This window comes from Microtetraspora glauca (genome assembly GCF_040656155.1).
In the GTDB taxonomy this organism is placed as follows: Bacteria; Actinomycetota; Actinomycetes; order Streptosporangiales; family Streptosporangiaceae; genus Microtetraspora; species Microtetraspora glauca.
In genome coordinates this window covers 108,108-128,024 of sequence record NZ_JBFALK010000006.1, presented here as the reverse complement: position 1 = coordinate 128,024, position 19,917 = coordinate 108,108, and the positions used below count along the sequence as shown (strand labels likewise).

The 19,917-nt window shown below is 71.7% G+C and carries 17 protein-coding genes; 11 read left to right on the top strand and 6 right to left on the bottom strand.

Annotation, left to right across the window (positions count from 1 at the left end; all coding sequences use genetic code 11):
- Nucleotides 1–26 precede the first annotated feature (26 nt).
- Nucleotides 27–599, bottom strand: coding sequence for a helix-turn-helix transcriptional regulator (locus AB0I59_RS13540; protein ID WP_061259019.1), 573 nt, complete (start codon nt 597–599; stop codon nt 27–29).
- Between the two features lie 101 nt (nt 600–700).
- On the opposite strand from AB0I59_RS13540, the gene AB0I59_RS13535 reads away from it, so the two are divergent.
- Entirely contained in the window at nt 701–1,384 is a 684-nt protein-coding gene (locus AB0I59_RS13535) for an ABC transporter ATP-binding protein (RefSeq protein WP_358132642.1), read from the top strand.
- A gap of 8 nt (nt 1,385–1,392) precedes the next feature.
- The gene (locus AB0I59_RS13530; RefSeq protein WP_358132640.1) at nt 1,393–4,224 is read left to right on the top strand and encodes an FtsX-like permease family protein; all 2,832 of its coding nucleotides are present in this window, start codon (nt 1,393–1,395) and stop codon (nt 4,222–4,224) included.
- A gap of 8 nt (nt 4,225–4,232) precedes the next feature.
- Here AB0I59_RS13530 and AB0I59_RS13525 read toward each other — a convergent pair whose 3' ends face one another.
- The 4 genes from AB0I59_RS13525 to AB0I59_RS13510 form a co-directional block, all read right to left on the bottom strand.
- A complete protein-coding gene (locus AB0I59_RS13525; RefSeq protein ID WP_061259022.1) occupies nt 4,233–4,943 on the bottom strand; it encodes a gamma-glutamyl-gamma-aminobutyrate hydrolase family protein in 711 nt (236 codons plus the stop codon).
- A 133-nt stretch (nt 4,944–5,076) separates the two neighbouring features.
- Complete coding sequence (locus AB0I59_RS13520; RefSeq protein ID WP_061259023.1) at nt 5,077–5,841, bottom strand: 3-oxoacyl-ACP reductase; 765 nt, start codon at nt 5,839–5,841, stop codon at nt 5,077–5,079.
- A 4-nt stretch (nt 5,842–5,845) separates the two neighbouring features.
- Nucleotides 5,846–7,231, bottom strand: a complete 1,386-nt coding sequence (locus tag AB0I59_RS13515) for an aldehyde dehydrogenase family protein (RefSeq protein ID WP_358132637.1) — start codon at nt 7,229–7,231, stop codon at nt 5,846–5,848.
- Complete coding sequence (locus AB0I59_RS13510) at nt 7,228–8,631, bottom strand: glutamine synthetase family protein (protein ID WP_358132635.1); 1,404 nt, start codon at nt 8,629–8,631, stop codon at nt 7,228–7,230. The genes AB0I59_RS13515 and AB0I59_RS13510 overlap by 4 nt, the downstream gene beginning before the upstream one ends.
- 214 nt (nt 8,632–8,845) lie before the next feature.
- On the opposite strand from AB0I59_RS13510, the gene AB0I59_RS13505 reads away from it, so the two are divergent.
- From AB0I59_RS13505 to AB0I59_RS13490, 4 genes are all read left to right on the top strand, one after another.
- Nucleotides 8,846–9,637 carry a FadR/GntR family transcriptional regulator gene (locus AB0I59_RS13505; protein ID WP_435830961.1) on the top strand — a complete coding sequence of 264 codons (792 nt, stop codon included), beginning with the start codon at nt 8,846–8,848 and terminating at the stop codon, nt 9,635–9,637.
- Nucleotides 9,638–9,799: 162 nt separating this feature from the next.
- Complete coding sequence (locus AB0I59_RS13500) at nt 9,800–10,528, top strand: hypothetical protein (RefSeq protein WP_061259026.1); 729 nt, start codon at nt 9,800–9,802, stop codon at nt 10,526–10,528.
- A 114-nt stretch (nt 10,529–10,642) separates the two neighbouring features.
- Nucleotides 10,643–11,101, top strand: coding sequence for an MDR/zinc-dependent alcohol dehydrogenase-like family protein (locus AB0I59_RS13495; RefSeq protein ID WP_358132631.1), 459 nt, complete (start codon nt 10,643–10,645; stop codon nt 11,099–11,101).
- Between the two features lie 126 nt (nt 11,102–11,227).
- Nucleotides 11,228–12,016 (top strand): hypothetical protein, encoded by a 789-nt coding sequence (locus AB0I59_RS13490; RefSeq protein WP_358132629.1) that lies wholly within the window; start codon nt 11,228–11,230, stop codon nt 12,014–12,016.
- Between the two features lie 59 nt (nt 12,017–12,075).
- On the opposite strand, the gene AB0I59_RS13485 is transcribed toward AB0I59_RS13490, so the two are convergent.
- On the bottom strand, nt 12,076–14,064 hold the full coding sequence (locus tag AB0I59_RS13485; RefSeq protein ID WP_358132627.1) for an AfsR/SARP family transcriptional regulator: 1,989 nt from the start codon (nt 14,062–14,064) through the stop codon (nt 12,076–12,078).
- Nucleotides 14,065–14,237: 173 nt separating this feature from the next.
- Between AB0I59_RS13485 and AB0I59_RS13480 the strand changes: the two genes are divergently transcribed.
- The 5 genes from AB0I59_RS13480 (at nt 14,238) to AB0I59_RS13460 (ending at nt 19,858) form a co-directional block, all read left to right on the top strand.
- A complete protein-coding gene (locus AB0I59_RS13480; protein WP_358132625.1) occupies nt 14,238–15,116 on the top strand; it encodes an alpha/beta fold hydrolase in 879 nt (292 codons plus the stop codon).
- Nucleotides 15,117–15,259: 143 nt separating this feature from the next.
- Nucleotides 15,260–16,507 (top strand): MFS transporter, encoded by a 1,248-nt coding sequence (locus tag AB0I59_RS13475; RefSeq protein ID WP_358132623.1) that lies wholly within the window; start codon nt 15,260–15,262, stop codon nt 16,505–16,507.
- Nucleotides 16,508–16,642: 135 nt separating this feature from the next.
- Nucleotides 16,643–16,879 (top strand): sigma-70 family RNA polymerase sigma factor, encoded by a 237-nt coding sequence (locus AB0I59_RS13470; protein ID WP_358132621.1) that lies wholly within the window; start codon nt 16,643–16,645, stop codon nt 16,877–16,879.
- Between the two features lie 14 nt (nt 16,880–16,893).
- A complete protein-coding gene (locus tag AB0I59_RS13465) occupies nt 16,894–18,618 on the top strand; it encodes an ABC transporter ATP-binding protein (protein WP_358132619.1) in 1,725 nt (574 codons plus the stop codon).
- Between the two features lie 379 nt (nt 18,619–18,997).
- Nucleotides 18,998–19,858, top strand: a complete 861-nt coding sequence (locus tag AB0I59_RS13460) for a MurR/RpiR family transcriptional regulator (RefSeq protein WP_061259033.1) — start codon at nt 18,998–19,000, stop codon at nt 19,856–19,858.
- The last annotated feature ends 59 nt before the right edge of the window (nt 19,859–19,917 follow it).

Here is a 19,917-nt window from a genome sequence, read left to right as displayed (position 1 = left end):
GTCGCCGCGTGACGGGTGTCGCCGGGTCAGGCGGTGGCCTGGCCGTCGGCGGAGGCGGTGTGGACCTGGACGTCTCCCGCCGTCAGGCCGGCCAGGCGTTCTTCGGCCGTGTCGAGCACCTGGAGGTCGGCCTTGATGTGCGCGGCGGCGGCGTCGATGAGCAGTGCGACGAGCGGATCGCCGGTGTGCGCGCGGCGTTGCCTGGTGAGCGCGCCGAGGTCGGACAGGTGGGCCTGCCGTTGCGCCGTGACGAACGCGGCCAGGGACTCGGCACCGAGCCTGCTCGCGCCGAGGAGTTTGAGGAACAGCTCGTCCCTGAAGCCGGACGAGCGGGTCCACGGGCTGGTCGCCCACGATCGCAGCTCCTCCGCTCCCTCCGGCGTGAGCTGGTAGGTCGTCTTGTCCGGCCGGTCGCTCTGCGCGACGTGGTCGCGGACGACGTGCCCGTCCCGGACCAGGCGGTCGAGGATCTGGTACAGGTGCCCGATGTTGAGCCCGCCCCACTGAGGGCCGATGGCGGCCTCGAACCTGGCCTTCAACTCGTAGCCGTGACTCGGGCCGTCGGCGAGGAGGGTCAGGACCGCGTGGCTGAGCGGCATCCGGAGCTGCCTTCCTGAATTGTCACAATGTAGGGACTCCCATACTGCCCTACATTGTGACAATGTATGGGCGCATGGGAGTCGACGTCAGCCTTCGGCATGTGAGCCGTCGATACGCGTCCGCCGTGGCGCTCGACGAGGTCAGCCTGGACATCGAAGCGGGAAGCGCGGTCGCGCTCATGGGAGCGTCCGGAGCGGGCAAGTCCACGCTGCTCCATCTCGTCGGCGCGATGGACCGGCCGGACGCGGGGGAGATCCTGGTCGACGGCGCCAGGGTGGACGACCTGCCGCGCCGGGGGCTGGACCGATACCGCCGCCGCATCGGGTTCGTGTTCCAGCGCTTCCACCTGCTGCCCGCGCTCAGCGTGCTGGACAACGTGCTCGCCCCCGTCTTGCCCCGCCGAGTCGATTTCGACCGCAAGGCGAGGGCGATGGACCTGCTGGACGCGGTGGGGCTGACCGACCGCGCCTCCGCGCTGCCGAGCAGGCTGTCCGGAGGCCAGCAACAGCGCGTCGCCATCGCCAGGGCGCTCATCGGCCGCCCGCCGCTGCTGCTCGCCGACGAGCCCACCGGCAACCTCGACAGCGGCACCGGTCACGAGATCGTCGATCTGCTTCTCACGCTCCGCGAGGCGTACGGCATGACCATGCTGGTCGCCACCCACAATCCCGAGGTCGCCGCCGTGTGCGACCGGGTCGTACGGATGCGGGACGGGAAGATCGCCGCCGACGAGCGGCTGACCCCACCTGACGACGTGCTCGACCGGATCGGCAGGCTCGGGTGATCCGCCTGATGTGGGCCCAGCTCCGTCACCGGCTGGGCCGCTCGCTCGTGCTGCTGATCGGCATCCTGGTCGCGGCCACTGGCTTCACCGTGCTGACCGGCACGGCCGAGACCCAGCGCCTGGAGATTGTCGGGACCGTCGGGAAGAACTTCCGCGCGCAGTACGACATCCTCGTCCGGCCCAAGGGCTCGACCACCGATCTGGAGCGGACGCGTTCCCTGGTACGGCAGAACCACCTGTCGGGCATCTTCGGCGGCATCACCCTCGACCAGTACGAGAAGGTCAAGCACATCAATGGGGTGGAGATCGCGGCGCCGATCGGCATGGTCGGCTACCTCACCAGGGGAGGCTCGGCCGACATCGACGTCACCGACGTGCTCCACAAGGGCGACCGGACCATGCTGCGGATGGATCAGACCCGGGTCGCCGACCGCGGTCTCACCCGGATCTCCTACGGCGGGCCGCGCTACCAGTACGTCACCCGCAGGCCGGTCACGGTGCCCGTCACCAAGCACAACGGCGGAGACGCCAGATTGCTCGCCAAGGAGACGACCGCCTCGGGGCGGGAGGTCGCGCTCGGCCCATCGCTGCTCGAACGGAAGGAACGCGGCTGGGCGGCCCAGAAGACGTTCCCCTTCGAAGGGGGCGCGCAGGTCGGGTACTGGTCCACGAGCACGGCGTACGGCATGGGGACGATCACCGAGAACACGTTGGGCGACTGGACCCCGGGACGGGCGATCGTCAGCGTCGAGCAGGAGTTCCCGTTCCTGCTCGCCGCCGTCGATCCCGAGGCGGAGGCCCGGCTGGCCGGCCTGGACAAGGCGATGGTCGCCGGCCGCTACCTCAGGGCGGAGGAGGAGTATCGCGTGCCGCCGACCGGAGGCGGCAGGGAGGTCCTGCTCCTCGCCGCGGCGCGGCAGTACGCCGACCAGCGGGACGAGATCGAGATCCGCAGGCTTCCGGCCGAGGCGGCGGACAAGGTCGTCAAGGGAACGCTGGCGGAGGCATTGAAGAAGTACCTCACCGCGCAGGACGGCGAGGTCGTCAAGCGGGTGACACTGGACGCCGCCGACGTCTACGACGGCATGCTCGACGGGTGGCAGGACATCCCGGAAGGCCAGGTGTCGACCCCGCTGACCCGCTTCTGGACGGCGGGCCCGACCGAGTACCGGGAGTTGGGAGACCGGCACGTCGCCGCGGCTCCGGTGGACAACGATCCGGCCGTCTGGAAGGACCCCGCGTGGGGGAAGGCTTTCGGGGAGCCGGCGTACTTCTTCCTCGGGTGGGAGGGGCACGCGAACGCGCCCATCGGGGCGGCGGACGCGCAGTTCCGGCCACTGCGTCCCACGTTCGTGCCGGACATCGACACGCTGTCCACCCGCCTGATCGGCCGGTTCGACCCGGAGAGGCTGCCGGGGTTCAGCGAGCTGACGGGATTGCCGATGGAGACCTACAACCCGCCGGTCGCCAGGCCCGGCGACAGCCGTACGGGGAAGCTGCTCGGCGGGCAGGACCTGCTGCCCAACGACAACGTCGGCGGCTACCTCCAGACGCCGCCCCTGCTGCTGACCAACCTCGAAGGGCTGCGGCGGATCACTTCGGCGGCCAAGGCGAGCGGCGCGGGTGAGAAGGCGCAGGCGGCCACGGACGCCGCCCCGCTCAGCGTGGTCAGGGTGCGCGTGGCCGGGGTGATCGGCCCCGACCCGGTCAGCCGGGAGCGGATCAGCCAGGTGGCCCGGGACATCGTGGCCGCCACCGGCCTGGACGTGGACATCACCATCGGGTCGTCGCCGTCGCCGATGACCGTGGAGCTGCCCGCAGGCTCGTACGGGCGGCCCGCGCTGACCCTGCGCGAGGGCTGGGTGAACAAGGGGGTGGCCTACCGCATCCTGGCCGCGGCCGACCGCAAGTCGATGGCGCTGTTCGTGCTGATCCTCGCCGTGTGCGGGCTCTTCGTCGTCAACGCGGCGTCGGCCGCCGTGCGGGCACGCCGCGCCGAGCTGGGCGTGCTCGGCTGTCTCGGCTGGTCGCGGCCCCGGATATTCGGCACTGTGCTGCTGGAGGTCGGCGTGATCGGCCTGCTCGCGGGTTGTCTCGCGGCGGCGCCGGCCGTCCCGCTCTCCTCGTGGGCGGGCCTGCCGGACCCCGGTGCCCGCAGTTGGCTGGCCGTACCCGCGGCCCTGCTGCTCGCACTGCTGGCGGGGCTGGTGCCGGCGTGGCGCGCGTCGCGGGTGCCCCCGGTGGAGGCGGTCAGGCCCGCCGTACGGCTTCCGCGCCGGGCCAGGTCGCCCCGCGGGGTGACCGGGCTGGCGCTGACCACGCTGACCAGGGTCCCCGGCCGCGCCCTCCTCGGCGCGTCGACCCTGGCGGTGGCGGTGTTCGCGCTGACCCTGCTCCTCGGAGTGACGTACGGCTTCCGCGGGCGGGTCGTCGGCTCCCTGCTGGGGGACGCGATCGTTCTGCAGGCGAGAACGGCCGACTACGTCGCGATCGGGGTGATGTTCGCGCTGGCCGCGCTGGCCGTGGCCGATGTGCTGTACCTCGGCGTGCGTGAGCGGGACACCGAACTGGCCGCGTTCCGGAGCACCGGCTGGTCGGGTGCCGCGCTGGCTCGTCTGATCGTGTCGGAAGGGGTCGGGATCGGCATGCTCGGTGCCCTGTCGGGTTCGGTCGCCGGGCTCGTCGCGACGTACGCCGTGGCGGGTGAGCTGCCGGCCCCCGTCGTCGCCGGGGCAGGGGCCGCCAGCGGGCTCGCCGTGCTGCTGGCCGCATCCGCCTCCGTCGCCCCCGCCCTGCTCGCGCAGCGGCTTCCCCTCGCCCGCCTGCTCGCCCGGGAGTGACCGGACAGTCAGCGGCGCCGGGCGCGGGCGGCGCGGGCGGCGGCGGTGACGAGGGCGTGGAAGACGGGCGCGTGTTCGTCGGCTTCGGGGTGCCACTGGACGGCGTGGGCGAAGGGGTGGCCGTCGAGTTCGACCGCCTCGATTGTGCCGTCGTCCGCGTGCGCGGTGACGGCCAGCCCGTCGCCCAGGCGGTCGATCGCCTGGTGGTGGTAGTGCGCCGGGGTCACCTCCTCGGCCTCGTAGATCTTGGCCAGGGTGGGGGAGAGCCGTACCGGGATCCGGCCGAAGGTGCCGGGCGCGGGGGAGTGGCCGGAGTGGCCGACGATGTCCGGAAGGTGCTGGTGGAGGGTCCCGCCCCTGGCGACGTTCAGCACCTGCATGCCCCGGCAGACGCCGAGGAACGGCATGCCCGCGTCGAGGGCCGCACGCAACACCCTGAACTCCGCCTCATCCCGAAATTTCCGGATGTAGCCGGTCTGGTCGTGCGGGGGCGAGCCGTACCTGGCCGGGTCGATGTCGCCCCCGCCCGCGATGATCAGCCCGTCGAGCCGTCCGGCCACCGTGGCCGGGTCCCCCGCCGGCGGCAGGATGACCGGCTGCCCGCCCGCCCGGCTCACCCGCTCGACGTACATGTACGGCAGCAGCGCCGCCGTCATCTCCCAGACGGTGAACTTCGCGGGTTCGACGTAACAGGTGATCCCGATGACGGGACGGGACATGCCGCCGCCTTTCCTCGTGTTTCCCCGATGCCCACGTCACGGCGAACGCACAGGCGTCCACGATCGCGACCGCGTACGCGCGTGATCGACGACACTCTGTGCGTCCGGTGTGACGAGGGGTCCGATACCCCGATTACAGCGGCGTGACGTACGCGCTGGAGATGCCGCCGTCGACCAGGAACTCCGACGCCGTGATGAAGGACGCGTCGTCCGAGGCGAGGAACGCGACGGCCGCGGCCATCTCCTCGGCCCGCGCGAAGCGGCCGATCGGGATGTGCACCAGCCGGCGCTGCGCCCGCTCCGGGTCCTTGGCGAACAACTCCTGCAGCAACGGCGTGTCGACCGGCCCCGGGCAGAGGGCGTTCACCCGGATGCCCTCGCGGGCGAACTGCACACCCAGCTCCCGCGTCATCGCCAGCACGCCGCCCTTGGACGCGGTGTAGGAGATCTGCGAGGTGGCCGACCCCATCACCGCCACGAACGACGCCGTGTTGATGATCGAGCCCTTGCCCTGCCGCTGCATGTACGGGATCGCGTGCTTGCAGCAGTAGTAGACCGAGGTCAGGTTGACCTCCTGCACCCGGCGCCAGGCGTCGATGCCCGTCGTGAGGATCGAGTCGTCCTCCGGAGGCGAGATGCCCGCGTTGTTGAAGGCGATGTCCACACTGCCGTAGGTCTCATGCGCCGTCCGGAACATCCGGATGACGTCGTCCTCCTGGGAGACGTCCGCCTTGACGAAGAGCCCGCCGACCTCGTCGGCCGCCTTGGTCCCCGCCACCTCGTCGAGGTCCACGGCGACGACCTTCGCGCCCTCCTGGGCGAACCGGCGCGCCGTGGCGAGCCCGATGCCGCTGCCCGCACCCGTGATGACGGCCACGCGGTCCTGCAAACGCTGCATAGGTCTACTCCGTTGAGATGAAGACGTTCTTGGTCTCGGTGAAGGCGGCGAGGGCGTCAGGGCCGAGCTCCCGGCCCAGGCCCGACTGTTTGAACCCGCCGAACGGGGTCCAGTAGCGGACGCTCGAATGCGAGTTGACCGACAGGTTCCCCGCCTCGACCGCGCGCGCCATCCGCAGCGCCCGCCCGACGTTCCCGGTCCAGATCGACCCGCTCAGCCCGTACGGCGTGGCGTTGGCGAGGCGCACGGCGTGCTCCTCGCCGTCGAAGGGGATCGCCGTCACGACCGGCCCGAAGATCTCCTCCTCGTAGGCCCGGCGGAACTCCGGATCCCCCGTACGGGACAGGGGGTCGAACCCGGGCGGTGCGGCGAGGACCGTCGGCGCGAACCAGTAGCCGGGCCCGTCAGGGCAGGCGCCCCGCGCGTACGGCGTCACCTCGGGCCCGGTGAACGACGCGACGCGGGCGAGGTGCTCGGCGCTGACCAGCGGCCCCATCTGGGTGGCGGGGTCGAGCGGGTCTCCGACCCGCACCTCCCGTACGGCTCGGGCCAGCCGGTCCAGGAACTCGTCGTAGATCTCGCGTTGCACGAGCAGGCGGGAGCGGGCGCAGCAGTCCTGCCCCGAGTTGTCGAAGACGGCCATCGGCGCGGAGGCGACGGCCCGGTCCAGGTCGGCGTCGGAGAAGACGATGTTCGCGCTCTTGCCGCCGAGCTCCAGCGTGACCCGCTTCACCCGCGCGGCGGCCTTGGCGCCGATGAGCCTGCCGACCTCGGTCGAACCGGTGAAGACGATCTTCGCGACGTCCGGATGCTCGACCAGCCGGGATCCAGCGACCTCCCCTGCCCCAGGCAGGACCTGCAGCACCCCCTCGGGGAGGCCGGCGTCGAGGGCCAGCTCGGCCAGTCGCAGTGCCGTCAGCGGGGTCCACTCGGCGGGTTTCACGATGACCGCGTTCCCGGCCGCGAGCGCGGGCGCGACGCCCCACGTCATGATCACCATGGGGAAGTTCCACGGCACGATCACCCCCACGACGCCCAGCGGCTCCTGGAAGGTGACGTCCACGCCGCCGGGGACGGGGATCTGCTTCCCGTGGTCGCGCTCGGGCGCCCCGGCGTAGAAGTCGAGCACGTCGCGGACGTTCCCGGCCTCCCAGCGGGCGTTGCCGATCGTGTGCCCGGCGCCCGCGACCTCCAGCAGGGCCAGTTCCTCGGCGTGGTCGTCCACCACCTGGGCGAATCGTCGCAGCAGCCGGGCCCGGTCGCCCGGAGCGGTGGCCCGCCAGGCCGCGAACGCTGCCCTGGCACGCTCCACCGCGCGATCGACCTCGGCCGCGTCGGCCGGTTCGACCTCGGCGATGACGTCCTCGGTCGCCGGATTGATGATCTTCACAGTCGTTCGAACCCCCGGAAGAGCTCCCAGTCCGTGACGGCCGCGTCGAAGGCGGCGATCTCGACCCTGGCGTTGTTGGCGTAGTGATCCACGACGTCCTTCCCGAAGGACTCCTCGGCGAGGGCCGAGTTCTCCCAGAGGGAAAGCGCGTCACGCAGCGTGCTCGGCACCGTCTCGGCCCCCGACGTGTACGCGTTGCCGCCATAGGGCTCGTCGAGGGGCAGTTCGTTCTCGACGCCGCGCAGCCCGGCGGCGATCAGGGCGGCCACCGCGAGGTAGGGGTTGACGTCGCCGCCGGGCACCCGGTTCTCGATGCGCAGGGAGGGGCCGTGCCCGACCAGGCGCAGCGAGCAGGTGCGGTTGTCGATGCCCCATTTCACGGCGGTCGGGGCGAAGCTGCCCGGGACGAACCGCTTGTAGGAGTTGATGTTCGGCGCGTAGAAGAGCGTCAGGTCCCGCATCGCGGCGAGCTGGCCCGCGATGAAGTGCTCCCCGATCTTCGACAGCCCGTACTGCTCCCGCCCCGCCATCACCGGGACGCCGTCGGCGTCGCGCAGCGAGATGTGGATGTGGCAGGAGTTCCCCTCACGCTGGTTCGGCTTGGCCATGAACGTGATCGACCTGCCCTCCTGGGCGGCGATCTCCTTGGCGCCGTTCTTGTAGAACACGTGGTTGTCGCACGTCGTCAGTGCGTCGGTGAACCGGAAGGCGATCTCGTGCTGCCCGAGGTTGCACTCGCCCTTCGCCGACTCGACGTACAGCCCGGCGCCCTCCATGCCGAGCCGGATCTTCCGGAGGAGCGGCTCGATCCTGGCCGTGCCGAGCAGTGAGTAGTCCACGTTGTAGACGTTGGCCGGGGAGAGATCGCGGTAGCCGCGCTGCCAGGCCTGCTCGTAGGTGTCGTTGTAGACGCAGAACTCCAGCTCGGTGCCGACGAAGGCGGTCCAGCCGTACGCCGCGAGCCGGTCGATCTGCCTCCTGAGGATCTGCCGGGGAGAGGGCACGACGTCCGAGCCGTCCTCCCAGACAAGGTCGGCGAGGAGGAGGACCGTTCCCTCCTGCCACGGCACCCTGCGCAGGGTCGAGAGGTCGGGCCTCATCACGAAGTCGCCGTATCCCCGGTCCCAGGAGGACATCGCGTACCCGTCCACGGTGTTCATGTCGACGTCCACGGCGAGCAGGTAGTTGCACCCCTCGGCGGCGTGTTCGAGCACCTCGTCGAGGAAGTATCTGGCGGCCAGCCGCTTGCCCTGCAACCGGCCCTGCATGTCCGTGATCCCCAGCAGGACGGTGTCAACCCGGCCCGCCTCGATTTCCGCGCGAAGCTGCTCGACGGTCAGCACACCGCCTCCTCGGGGCGTCAAAAGTCTGGAAACAGACCAATGGATGGATGCAAGCATTCGGCCCGGCCCCGCGTCAACCATGACCGTGAGCTAATCTCGGGCCAAAACGCCCTGTGAGGACGAGACGGGGACGGACCAGCGGGCGTGTCCTGCGGATCTCACCGCCGGGACGCGTACGCCGGGGCGGCCGCACGGGGTGGGACGCCTGGGTGAGATACCCGGGAGAGCCGCACCGGAACGAGCAGGTGACGACGAGCACGTGACCGAGCGGATGACCGAGCAGGTGACAAGGGAGGGAGCCGCAGTGGACGCGCCCCGAGCCCGCGCGAGCGCGGTGAGCGCGGTGAGCGCCCCGCTGCTTCCGCTGCTCCGCCCGGTCAGGTCGGGAAACGCCTTCGAGGAGACCGTCGAGCGGCTCCTGCAGGCGATCAAGCTCGGGGTCGTCGCCCACGGTGAGAAGCTGCCCCCCGAACGCGAGCTCGCCGCCCAGCTCGGCATCAGCAGGGTGACCCTCCGGGAGGCGATCCGCGCGTTGCAGGACGCCGGATTCCTCGACGTACGGCGCGGCCGGTACGGCGGCGCGTTCGTCGTCTACGAGCCGCCGCGCCCGGGGCAGGGCGACCTGCGCAGGGCGGTCAAGGCGATGGGCCAGGGCGACCTGGAGGACGCCCTGACCTTCCGGATGGCGGTCGAATGCGGCGCGGCCGAGGTCCTGGCGAGCGCGGAGCTGACGGCCGCGCAGCGCGGGACGCTCACCCGCCGCCTGGAGGAGGTGAACGAGGCCGCTCCCGCCGACTACCGGCGCCTGGACACGGCCTTCCATCTGTCGATCGCCGAGCTGACGGGCTCGCCGCTGCTCGCCGCCGCCTGCGCGGACGCGCGGCTGCGGGTGACCGACCTGCTCAACGCCATCCCCGTGCTGGGGCCCAACATCGAGCACGCCTCCGTCCAGCACGCCGCCATCGTGGCCGCGATCCTCGCCCGCGACCCCGACGCGGCGCGCCGGGCGGTCGCCGAACATCTCGAGGGAACGGCGGCGTTGCTGCGGGGCTTCCTCTCCTGACGAAACCTGACCGCCCGGCCTCGCGCGCGTACCTACGCGCGTAGGCGCGCAGGAGGACATCCCCGCCGAATCCTGACAAGAGATGTTGAGGGGTGCCACAGCCCCGCTGAAATGTTCCTATGGAGGTATGAGCGATGATCTCGGCAAGCGGGAGCACTGCTGATGGCCCAATCGCCCGACCCCCGCGAAGCTGACACCGACGAACCCCTACTGATCAGGCTGCTCACCATCTACGACAGCCTCCTGGCCCGGATCGATCACCGGTATGGCGAAGGCAGCGAGCGCGGCCGGATCGTGCTCGTCGCCGTGGTGGCCGCGGTGGTCCTGGCCGCCCTCGCCTTCGTGATCGCTGTGCTGTGGGTGGTGATCGCGATCGGCGTAGCCCTCGTGGGAGCCGCCACAGGCGCCGCCGCCGAAGGGGTGGACGCGGCGACCTCCTCGCAGTTCATGGACGTCATCACCAAGCCGGTCCATGCCTATCTCACTGAGCACGCCGCAGGTCTTCCCATCACCGCCGAGGCGCTGTGGAAGGCATGGGCGGTGACCGGGGTGGGCCTGTGGCTGCTCGGCCTGTTCCGGTCCTGGGGCGTGCGCCTGGCCTGGACCTTGTACGGCGCGAGCACCGTGGCGATGGTCTACGCCGAAAGCCCCGCGGCCGGCCAGGCCCTGGCGGCAGGGGTGGCCGTGCTGGCGTGGGCGGTGGTGTCACTGCCGGTCTTCGCCGGGATCGGCCGCCGCTCCCGCACGCTGATCAATCTGCCCGCCCCCGTCACATCGGGCGAGACCGCCGTCGCCCTGGTGCGCGAGCAGGTCGCCGAGATGCGGGAACGGCTCAACCGGCTGGAGGTGGCCTCCGACGAGTTGTCGGCCCGCCGCACGCACGAGGAGTGAGGCTGCTCGTCAGAGCGAAATCGGCGCATCGCGCGTCGCCACGTGACCTCAAGCGGTGCCTGCCGCCGTTCGACCCGTAGGCGGGCAGCCCAGTCGGCGGTATTTGCCGGCGCGATGGGCCGAGCAGGTCCGCGCGGGCGTCGTGCGGCAGCCGTACGGCGACGCGGCCTTCTCCCCATCCACGAGCGGGACGTCGCAGCCGTCGCGGTGCGCGCGCTGCTCGCCCCCGGCGACCGGGTGCTCGGGCTCACCGCGTGGCAGGCCGTCTTCGAGCATGCCCGCATCGGCCGCGACAGCCGGGTGCTGATCAATCTGGTGGCCGACGTGCCCGCCTCGGTGACGCGGCTGGCCAAGGAGTTCGTCTCGATCACCCAGCCCATCGAGCATCCGCGCGCCGTCCAGTTCGTGGCCCGCAACGACCCGGGCCAGCTGGCCGAGCTCGTGGCGCTGATCGACAAGGGCGTGGTCCACGTCGAGGCGGACGTTCGCCCGCTGGAGTCCCTGGCAGACCTGCACCGGGCCGCCGAGCGCGGCCTTATCCGCGGAAAGGCCATAGTGGAGGTGGAGGCGTGATCAAGATTGGCATCGTCGTCCTACGGCCGACGCCGACAACGCCGCGAGGTGGCGCCTCGGGCGACGCGACGGGGCAAAGATTGACGAAGGGGCACTAGCATCACGGGCGGGGACGGGGACTTCCACATGGCTGACTGGTTTCACGAGAGCGTGGTCGAGACCCACCGCCTGCCGCTGTTCTGCTTCTTCGTGGCGCTGATCGTGGCCTTCGTGTTCACACGCATCAACGTCCGGCTGATCAGGTCGCGGGTACGGTGGTTCGGCAACGTCAGCGTCGGTGAGATGCACATCCACCACGTCGTGTTCGGCGTGATCCTCATGCTGCTCGGCGGCGTCGCGAGCCTGATCGTGTCGGGCATCTCCACCGGCTGGTACGCCTTCACCGCGGCGGTGTTCGGGGTGGGGTCCGCCCTCGTGCTGGACGAGTTCGCCCTGATCCTGCACGTCAGGGACGTCTACTGGTCACAGGAGGGCCGCACCTCCGTCGACGCGGTCTTCGTGGCGGTCGCCGCGACGGGCCTGCTGCTGCTCGGCCTGCGCCCGCTCGGCTGGGGCGAGTCCGACGGCACGCCGGAGGGCAGATGGCTCGCGGCCGGCTTCCTCATGGTGAACCTCCTCTTCGCGGTGACCACGCTGCTCAAGGGCAAGATCTGGAGCGGTCTGCTCGGACTCTTCCTGCCGCCGGTGGTCTACGTCGGCGCGGTACGGCTGGCCCGGCCCGGCTCGCCCTGGGCCCGCTGGTTCTACGCCGAAAGCGCCAGGCGGCCCAAGCCCAGGCGGATGGCGCGAGCCGTACACCGGGAGGAGCGGTGGCGGCGGCCGGCCATCCGGATGAAGATCGCTTTCCAGGAGTTCGTCTCCGGCCGGCACGACCTCCCCGCGCCGCAGCGGAGATCCCACCGCCGCCAGGGGTAGCCGCGCGCTCCGTTCCGCCGTCATGGGGTGGTGGGCGACAGGTCAGCGCCTGTCTCCGCTCACCGAGTACGAGAACGCCGGAGGGCGGTGGCGAGAGCGTCGAGGTGCTCCGTGACCGGGCCCAAGGTGAGCAGGCCGCTGCCCGCTCCGGCCAGCTCCGCCGCCGCGGGGATGAGCTCGTTGTGCGCGAGTTCCATCGTCTCCCGGTCGCCGACGGCGATGGCCGCGCGCCCGGCGAGGCACCACAGGGCCTCGAAGAGAAGGTCGCGGGGCGGGGCCGGGACCTCGCGCAGCGCCGCCGCGGCATCGCCGCGCCGGTCGTCGGCCAGCAGCACCAGGGGGCGGGCCCAGGGCTCGTACGGCCCCCAGTCGGTGCCCTCGTCGGCCTGGACGGGCAGCGCGTGCCGTACCCGGAGGCACAGCAGGGCGAGCGGGAGCAGGCCGTGCTCCAGCCCGGGCATGCCTGCGCCGTCCAGCCGTGCGGCGGCACTCCGGTAGGCCGCCTCCATCTCATCCATCGGCGCCCGCCCGTCGGCCGCGAGCCGCAGCGCCCGGTACCACTCGGTGAACACGCCGGTGAGCGGCAGTTCGTGGCGCTCGGCCAGGCGGTCCGCGGCGGCCGCGTGATGGTCGGCTCCGGGGAAGTCGGCGAGCGCGCCGCGGGCCTGGAGGCGGATGAGGTGCCCGAGGATCTCATACGTCGCCAGGCCGTTCCGGGCGGACAGGGCGACCAGTTCGGCGCCGATCGCGTCCCGGCGCGAGGCCAGCCCCGCGCGGTGGAAGGTCTGCATGAAGGTGCCGTTGAGGGCGAACGCCAGCAGTGCGGGATCGTCCAGATGCCGGGCGATCTGCTCCGCCTGCCGAGCCGCCCGCGGTCCGTGCGCCGAGCCGGTGCCGCGTGATTCCAGGGCGATCGTGGCCAGCAGCCGGGCCCGCGCGGCCGCATGCTCGCCGGTCGGGAGAGCGGCCAGAGTACGCTCGGCGGCCGCGACCACCCGCATGGCCTGCTCCGGGTCGTCGACGCGGGTCCAGATCGCCGGGACGTCGTAGGCGCCGATCACGCGGGCGGTCAGTTCTGTGTCGCCCAGCTCTTCCGCTGCCGCGATGGCCGCCACGCGGTGCTCGCGGGCCGCTTCGAGTCCGCCGCCGCCGGTCACCGCGAGACCGCGCAGCAGGCCCACCGTCGACTCCAGCCTGGCCCGGGCGCCGGACGCCACGGTGCGGTCGTAGGCGGCGGCCGCCAGCGCCCACACCCGCCCCGCCGCTTCACCGGGCCGAGGGACGGGGTCGAGGTGCTCGGCGTGGTGGAGGATGTCCGCCTCCAGGCGGCGCAGCCGCGGGTCCGGATCCACGCCAAGCTGCTCGACGAGGAGCGTTCGTGCCCGGCGCAGCACCGCGAGCGCGTCACCCTGGCGGCCGGTGCGGTACAGCGCGAGGGCGAGCAGCCGCCAGGCGTCCTCCCGCCAGGGGTGCTCGGCCACGTGCGCGTCCAGATCCGGCACCGCCTCGGCGGCACGTCCCAGGGCCATCCGGGCCTCGGCCCGGCGCTCCACGGCGTGCAGCCGTAGCTCGCCCAGGCGGGAACGCTCCGCGCGGGCCCAGGTCTCCTCGGTGAACTCGGCGTAGGCGGGGCCGCGCCACCATGCCAGCGCCTCCTCCAGCAGGGCGAGCCCGTCCTCGGGCGGCAGCGTCGCGGCCGCGGTCACCGCCTTCTCGAAGCGCCAGGCGTCGACCGCGCCCGGCTCGGCGCGCAGCGCGTATCCGGGGCCCTCGGTGACGAGCAGCCGGGCAGCGGCGCGAGGCGGGCGCGCGGGTTCCAGGGCACGGCGCAGCGCGGCCACGAAGGTACGGACCGCGCCTACCGCCCCGGGCGGCGGGTCGTCCCACAGGTCCTCGACCAGGCCGGTGACCGGGACGACGCGGCGGCGGGCGACGATCAGCCGGGCCAGCACCGCGCGGTGCCGCGGACCCTTCAGCGCGATCGCGCCTCCGGCGGCGTCCCAGGCCACCACCGGCCCCAGCACCCCGAACGCGACCTGTGCCTGCACCCCTGACCACCTTTTCCGGGGACATCGCCCCTGGTCACGCTAGCGCGCTCATCGGATGCTCATTCGCGCCCGGCAGCCTTGAGGACACCCGGTCACCTACCGGGCTCACCTACCGAAGTCGCTCATCGACGTCGCCCACTCATCGAAGTCATCTACCGAAAGAGATGGAAACCATGGCATCCGCCATCGCCGGATTCGACTACCAGCGTGTCGCCGTCACCGACGGCGTGTCCCTGAACGCGGCCGTCGCGGGCTCGGGCCCCGCGATCGTGCTGCTGCACGGCTTCCCCCAGACCCACCTGATGTGGCGGCACGTCGCCTCCGACCTCGCGGCCGACCACACCGTGATCTGTCCCGATCTGCGTGGCTACGGCGCCAGCGACAAACCCGCCGAGACCGACCTCACCGTCTACGCCAAGCGCACCATGGCCGCCGATGTCGTCGCGCTGGCCCGCGCGCTGGGGCACGAGCGATTCGCACTGGCCGGGCACGACCGCGGCGCCCTGGTCGCCTTCCGCGCCGGGCTCGATCACCCTGACACGATCAGCCACCTGGCCTGCCTCGACGTGCTCCCCACGGTGGACATGTGGGAGGTGATGCGCGGCGTCACCGCCGCCGTCGGCTTCCACCTCTACCTGATGGCCCAGCCTCCGGGCCTGCCCGAACAGATGATCGGCGCCGCCTCGGACGCGTTCTTCGGCCACTTCCTCGACATCTGGACCAACGACCCGCGGGCGATCCCCGCCGACGTACGCGCCGCGTACCTCGACGCCTGCCGTGACGCGGTGCCCTCGATCGTGGCCGACTACCGCGCCTCCGCCGGCATCGACGTCGCCCACGACCAGGCCGACCGGGACGCCGGCAACCAGTTGCGGATGCCGGTCACCGTGCTCCAGCAGGACTGGGGCGCCGCGCTCGGCTACGACGCGGCGGCCCTGTGGAGCGCCTGGGCGCCGGACCTGCGGCACATCGGCGTCACCTGCGGCCACTTCATGGCCGAAGAAGCCCCCGCCGACATCGCCACGGCGCTTCGCGACCTCCTCGCCCGCTGAACGAGCGAGGCCGGGCGCGGAGTCGGGCGGCGAGGCTGTGATGGGCGGCGCGGGATGCGGCGAGGTTGGGAGGGGCGGCGCGGTCCGCACTTTGACGCCCCCCGAAAGCCCCGAATCGGGCGGGCATGGGATGGTGGTTGCCCGTGACTGACCAAGCCATGGGCGTTCAGGGATTCGTACGTCGGCATATCGTGGACACCCGGCCGCTGTCGATCCCGCATTATCGCCGGTTGCTGTTCGGCCAGGGGCTCTCGTTCATCGGTTTCCAGCTCACCGCGGTCGCGGTGAGCGCGCAGGTCTACGCGCTCACCCAGTCGTCGCTGTGGGTGGGACTCCTCGGGCCGGTGGCGTTGGTTCCCCTGGTCGTCTTCGGTCTGTGGGGCGGGGCGATCGCCGACGCCGTGGACCGGCGCAAGCTGCTCCTGACCTGCTCGCTCATCAGCTGGACCGCCACCCTGGTGCTGCTCGTCAACGCGGTGTTCCTTTCGAACGTATGGCTGTTGATGGCGGCCGTCGCCGTGCAGTCCACCGGGGTCGCGGTGGCCTCGCCCACCCGCAACGCGATCATCCCGAGGCTGGTTCCCAAGCACCTGGTGCCGTCGGCCAACACGCTGAACTTCACCCTCGGCAGCCTCGGATCGGTCCTCGGGCCGCTGCTCGGCGGTGTCGTACTCGCCGGGGGCGGATACGGCATGGCCTACCTCATCGACGCGCTCCTTTTCAGCGCCAGCCTCTACGCGGCCGTACGGCTGCCGCGGCTCGAACCGCTCGGCGAGACCGCCGCGCCGGGTTTTCGCGCGGTGGCCGAGGGGTTGCGCTACATCCTCGGCAGTTCGATCGTGCTGATGTCGTTCGTCGTGGACATCATCGCGATGGCCTTCGCACTGCCGCGCGCCCTCTTTCCCGAACTCACCGCGACACGGTTCGGGGGCTCGGAGATGGCGTTCGGCTGGCTGTCCGCGAGCGTGGCGCTCGGCGCGGTCATCGGCGGCGTGTTCTCCGGCTGGGTGGGCCGGGTCCGCAGGCAGGGTGTGGCGCTGACATTCGTGATCGCGCTGTGGGGCCTCACGGTGGCCGCGGCCGGGCTGGCCGAGCAACTCTGGCTGGCCGTGGCGCTGCTCGCCGCCGGAGGCTTCGCGGACCTCGTCTCGGCGGTGTGGCGGCAGACGATCCTCCAGACATACGCGCCCGACGAGATGCGCGGCCGCCTCCAGGGTGTCTTCTTCGTCGTGGTGGCGGGTGGGCCGAGGCTCGGCGACATGAGAGCGGGAGCGACGGCGGCGACGTTCGGCCTGGTCCCCGCGTGGGTGGGAGGGGGCCTGCTCTGCGCCCTCGTCGTGCTCGTCGTCGGCCTGTCCGTGCCCGCCTTCCGCGCCTACCGCACGGGCTAGATGCGACGGCGCTTCAGGCCGGCTGGCGGTCGTCTCCGGCTCGATCTCGCCGCCGTTTGCGCGTCAACCGGTGTTGACTCCGCCGTGCGGTCAACGTAGATTGACCCGGGATGCCGGTCAACATAGGTTGACTCCATGAACGGAGAACTCGTGGCTCTGGTGACCGAAGCCGAGGGGGACGATCCGCTGCGCGCGCTACGGGCCGCCGCCGAGCTGCGCCGGCAGGTCGATCGGCTGGCCGCCGTGCAGGTACGGCGAGCCCGTGTGCAGGGGATGTCGTGGGTGCAGATAGCGCAGGCCCTGGGGGTCAGCAAACAGGCAGTGCACAAGAAGTTCGGCGGCGGGAGGCTGTTCGGGGGCGGGTGCGAGTAGCAGGGATGACCGGGATGACCGAGCGGGGAGCCTGGCGATTACTGATCGGCCAGATCCGTCCCCACAGGCGAGCCCTGCTGCTCGGCGGGGCGCTCAGCCTCCTCGGCAGCCTCGCCGGCCTCGCGATGCCGCTGCTCGCGAAGACGGTGATCGACGCCTTCGGGCAGGGGCAGGATCTTGTGGGCCCTGTTCTCGGCCTGTCCGTGGCGGTGCTGGTGGGCGCGGTGGTGTCCGCCGGCGGACGGTTCCTGCTCGAACGCATGGGCGAGGGCATCGTGCTCGCGTCCCGGACGAACCTCGTCGACCGCATCCTGCGCCTCCGGGTGCCGGACGTGGACCGGCTCAAGCCGGGAGATCTGCTCTCCAGGGTCAGCTCCGACACCACCCTCCTGCGGGCCGTGTGCACCGACGCCCTGGCCGGCGCGGTCGGGTCGGTCTTCATGTTCCTCGGCGCCGTCGTGATGATGGCGATCATGGACGGGGTGCTCCTCCTGGTGACGCTCGGCGTCGTGGCCCTGGTGGGCCTCGCGGGCGTCTCGATCGCGCCGAAGATCAGGCGGTCGTCCCTCCAGGCCCAGGTGGCGCTCGGCGAGATGAGCTCGACGCTCGACCGGGCGCTCCAAGCGTTCCGTACGGTCAAGGCCAGCGGGGCGGAGACCCGCGAGATCACCGCGGTGACCGCCGCCGCCACCGAGGCGCGCGACCGGGGCGTCGCGGCCGCCGCGTGGAGTTCCGCCGCGGGCATCAGCGCGTGGATGTCGGTGCAGCTCGCGTTCCTCGCGGTGCTCGGCGTGGGCGGCGCGCGGGTGGCGAACGGGTCGATGGAGATATCGGCGCTGATCGCGTTCCTGCTGTACCTGTTCTACCTGGTCTCGCCCATCGGGCAGCTCGTCCAGAGCCTGACCCAGATGCAGAACGGCCTCGCCGCGGTGACCCGCATCCAGGAGATCGCCCAGCTGCCCGCCGAGCCCCCCGTCTCCGCGGTCACGGGCGGCGGCGCGCCGGTCGGGGTCACCTTCACCGACGTCGCCTTCCGGTACGGCGACGACCGGCCGGTGGTCCACGACGGGGTGAGCTTCGAGGTCCCCGCGGGCGGGATGACCGCGCTCGTCGGCCCTTCGGGAGCGGGCAAGTCCACGGTGTTCGGCCTGGTCGAGCGGTTCTACGAGCCGGACTCGGGGACCATCGCCGTCGGCGGCAGGGACATCCGCGACTGGCCGCTGGACGAGCTGCGGTCCTCGCTCGGGTACGTGGAGCAGGACGCGCCGATCCTCGCCGGGACGCTCCGCGAGAACCTCACCTTCGCCGCCCCCGGCGTGACCGACGAGGAGATCGCGCACGCGCTGGCCAGGACCCGGCTGGACGACCTGGTCGAGCGGCTGCCCCAGGGGCTCGCGACCCCGGTCGGTCATCGTGGCGTGCTGCTCTCCGGCGGCGAACGCCAGCGGGTCGCCATCGCCAGGGCGCTGCTCCGCAGGCCGCGTCTCCTGCTCCTGGACGAGGCGACCTCCCAGCTGGACGCCGTCAACGAGCTGCGGCTGCGCGAGGTGGTCGCCGAGGTCGCGCGCGAGACCACGGTCCTGGTGATCGCGCACCGCCTGTCCACGGTCACCGGCGCCGACCGCATCATCGTCATGGAGGCGGGCAGGGTCCGTGCCTCCGGCACGCACGAGGAGCTCGTCGAGGCGGACGACCTCTACCGGGAGCTGGCCGCCACACAGTTCCTCGTCGCGTCCTGAGCTCCGTCGTTCCGTACGCCGCGGGGCGTCGCGCCCGCGGGAGAAGGCGATCGGCGGCATCCTGACAGAAGGAGATGACAGCGGGAAATGGTGTAACTGGTTGACTGCGTGTCCGGTGACCTGCGGCGATGCGGAAGTCGTACGGACCCTTTACCGCGCTGACCCGCTGGCCCGCCGATGGACCGGGAAGATCCGGCAGTGCGGAACCTCTCCTTCGCCATGGCCGGCTCCGGGTTGAGCGCGTGCGGTGCGTCCTGGAACTCGGCCTTGGGCGGGGCATCCCTGCCTCGGCATGGGGTGCCCCGCCGCCTCCTCCCCGCACGGCGCCCGTTTCCGATCATGGGGATGAGCAGGAGGGGGATTCCGCGTTGGGCACAGCGTGAGTGGTGGACTTGATCGGCTCCTGGAGGGCCGGCGGCTGTCGCCCGTTCAACGCCGGATCGCCCACTATCTCAGGGAGCACCTCGACGAGGCGATCTTCCTGTCCAGCGTCGAACTGGCCGAACGCGCCGGAGTCAGCCAGCCGTCCGTGACACGCTTCGCGATGGCCCTGGGTTTCTCGGGGTATCTCGACCTGAGGCACGCGCTGCGTCCCCTGGTCGTCGGCGGAAACGGGGCGGACGGCGCGGAGCCCGGCCGTCCCGAGCCCGACCGGGTGCTGTGCGACGCCGTCGACGGCGATATACGCGACCTGACCATGATCCGCGACCGGCTGGCCGGCGACGGCCGGGCCGCCGGTCTGGCCGGATCGCTCCGCGAGCTCGGTACGGCTCTCGCCGCGTCGGAGCCGCTGCCGGTCCTCGGCCTGCGGGTGTCGAGCGGCCTCGCCACGACGTTCGCCTACTACGCCAGGCGGATCCATCCCGACGTGCGGTTGCTCGTCCACGGCGGATCCGAACTGACCGAGGGGCTCTACGCCGCGCGGAGGGCGGGAGCGGGGTGGCTGCTCGCCGTCATCCTGCCCAGGTATCCGGCGGAGGCCGTACGCGCGTTGGAGCAGGCCAAGGAACTCGGCCTGAACACGGCGGTGATCACCGATCGGTGCGACGTGCCCTTCCCCGCCGACGTCGTGATGGACGCGCCGGTCGGGGAGCGGCTCGTGTTCGACTCGCACATGGCGCCGATGGCGCTGACGATGGTGCTGGTGGAGGCGATGGCGGACGCGGCGCCGCTGCGCACCCAGGCGCGGCTCGACGAGTACGAGCGGATGACCGACCAGACCGGCGTCTTCCACCCCTGACGCGACGCGCGGTCTGTTCGGTCCGCGCAGCCCTGCTCGCCGGCGATGGAAGGACACGA

Coding starts and splice junctions, on each gene's coding strand:
- AB0I59_RS13470 (WP_358132621.1), top strand. CDS start 16,643: ATGAACGGAGAACTCGTGGCTCTGGTGACCGAAGCCGAGGGGGACGAT.
- AB0I59_RS13480 (WP_358132625.1), top strand. CDS start 14,238: ATGGCATCCGCCATCGCCGGATTCGACTACCAGCGTGTCGCCGTCACC.
- AB0I59_RS13520 (WP_061259023.1), bottom strand. CDS start 5,841: ATGCAGCGTTTGCAGGACCGCGTGGCCGTCATCACGGGTGCGGGCAGC.
- AB0I59_RS13500 (WP_061259026.1), top strand. CDS start 9,800: ATGGCCCAATCGCCCGACCCCCGCGAAGCTGACACCGACGAACCCCTA.
- AB0I59_RS13510 (WP_358132635.1), bottom strand. CDS start 8,631: ATGCTTGCATCCATCCATTGGTCTGTTTCCAGACTTTTGACGCCCCGA.
- AB0I59_RS13540 (WP_061259019.1), bottom strand. CDS start 599: ATGCCGCTCAGCCACGCGGTCCTGACCCTCCTCGCCGACGGCCCGAGT.
- AB0I59_RS13525 (WP_061259022.1), bottom strand. CDS start 4,943: ATGTCCCGTCCCGTCATCGGGATCACCTGTTACGTCGAACCCGCGAAG.
- AB0I59_RS13490 (WP_358132629.1), top strand. CDS start 11,228: ATGGCTGACTGGTTTCACGAGAGCGTGGTCGAGACCCACCGCCTGCCG.
- AB0I59_RS13465 (WP_358132619.1), top strand. CDS start 16,894: ATGACCGAGCGGGGAGCCTGGCGATTACTGATCGGCCAGATCCGTCCC.
- AB0I59_RS13505 (WP_435830961.1), top strand. CDS start 8,846: ATGACCGAGCAGGTGACAAGGGAGGGAGCCGCAGTGGACGCGCCCCGA.
- AB0I59_RS13530 (WP_358132640.1), top strand. CDS start 1,393: ATGTGGGCCCAGCTCCGTCACCGGCTGGGCCGCTCGCTCGTGCTGCTG.
- AB0I59_RS13495 (WP_358132631.1), top strand. CDS start 10,643: ATGGGCCGAGCAGGTCCGCGCGGGCGTCGTGCGGCAGCCGTACGGCGA.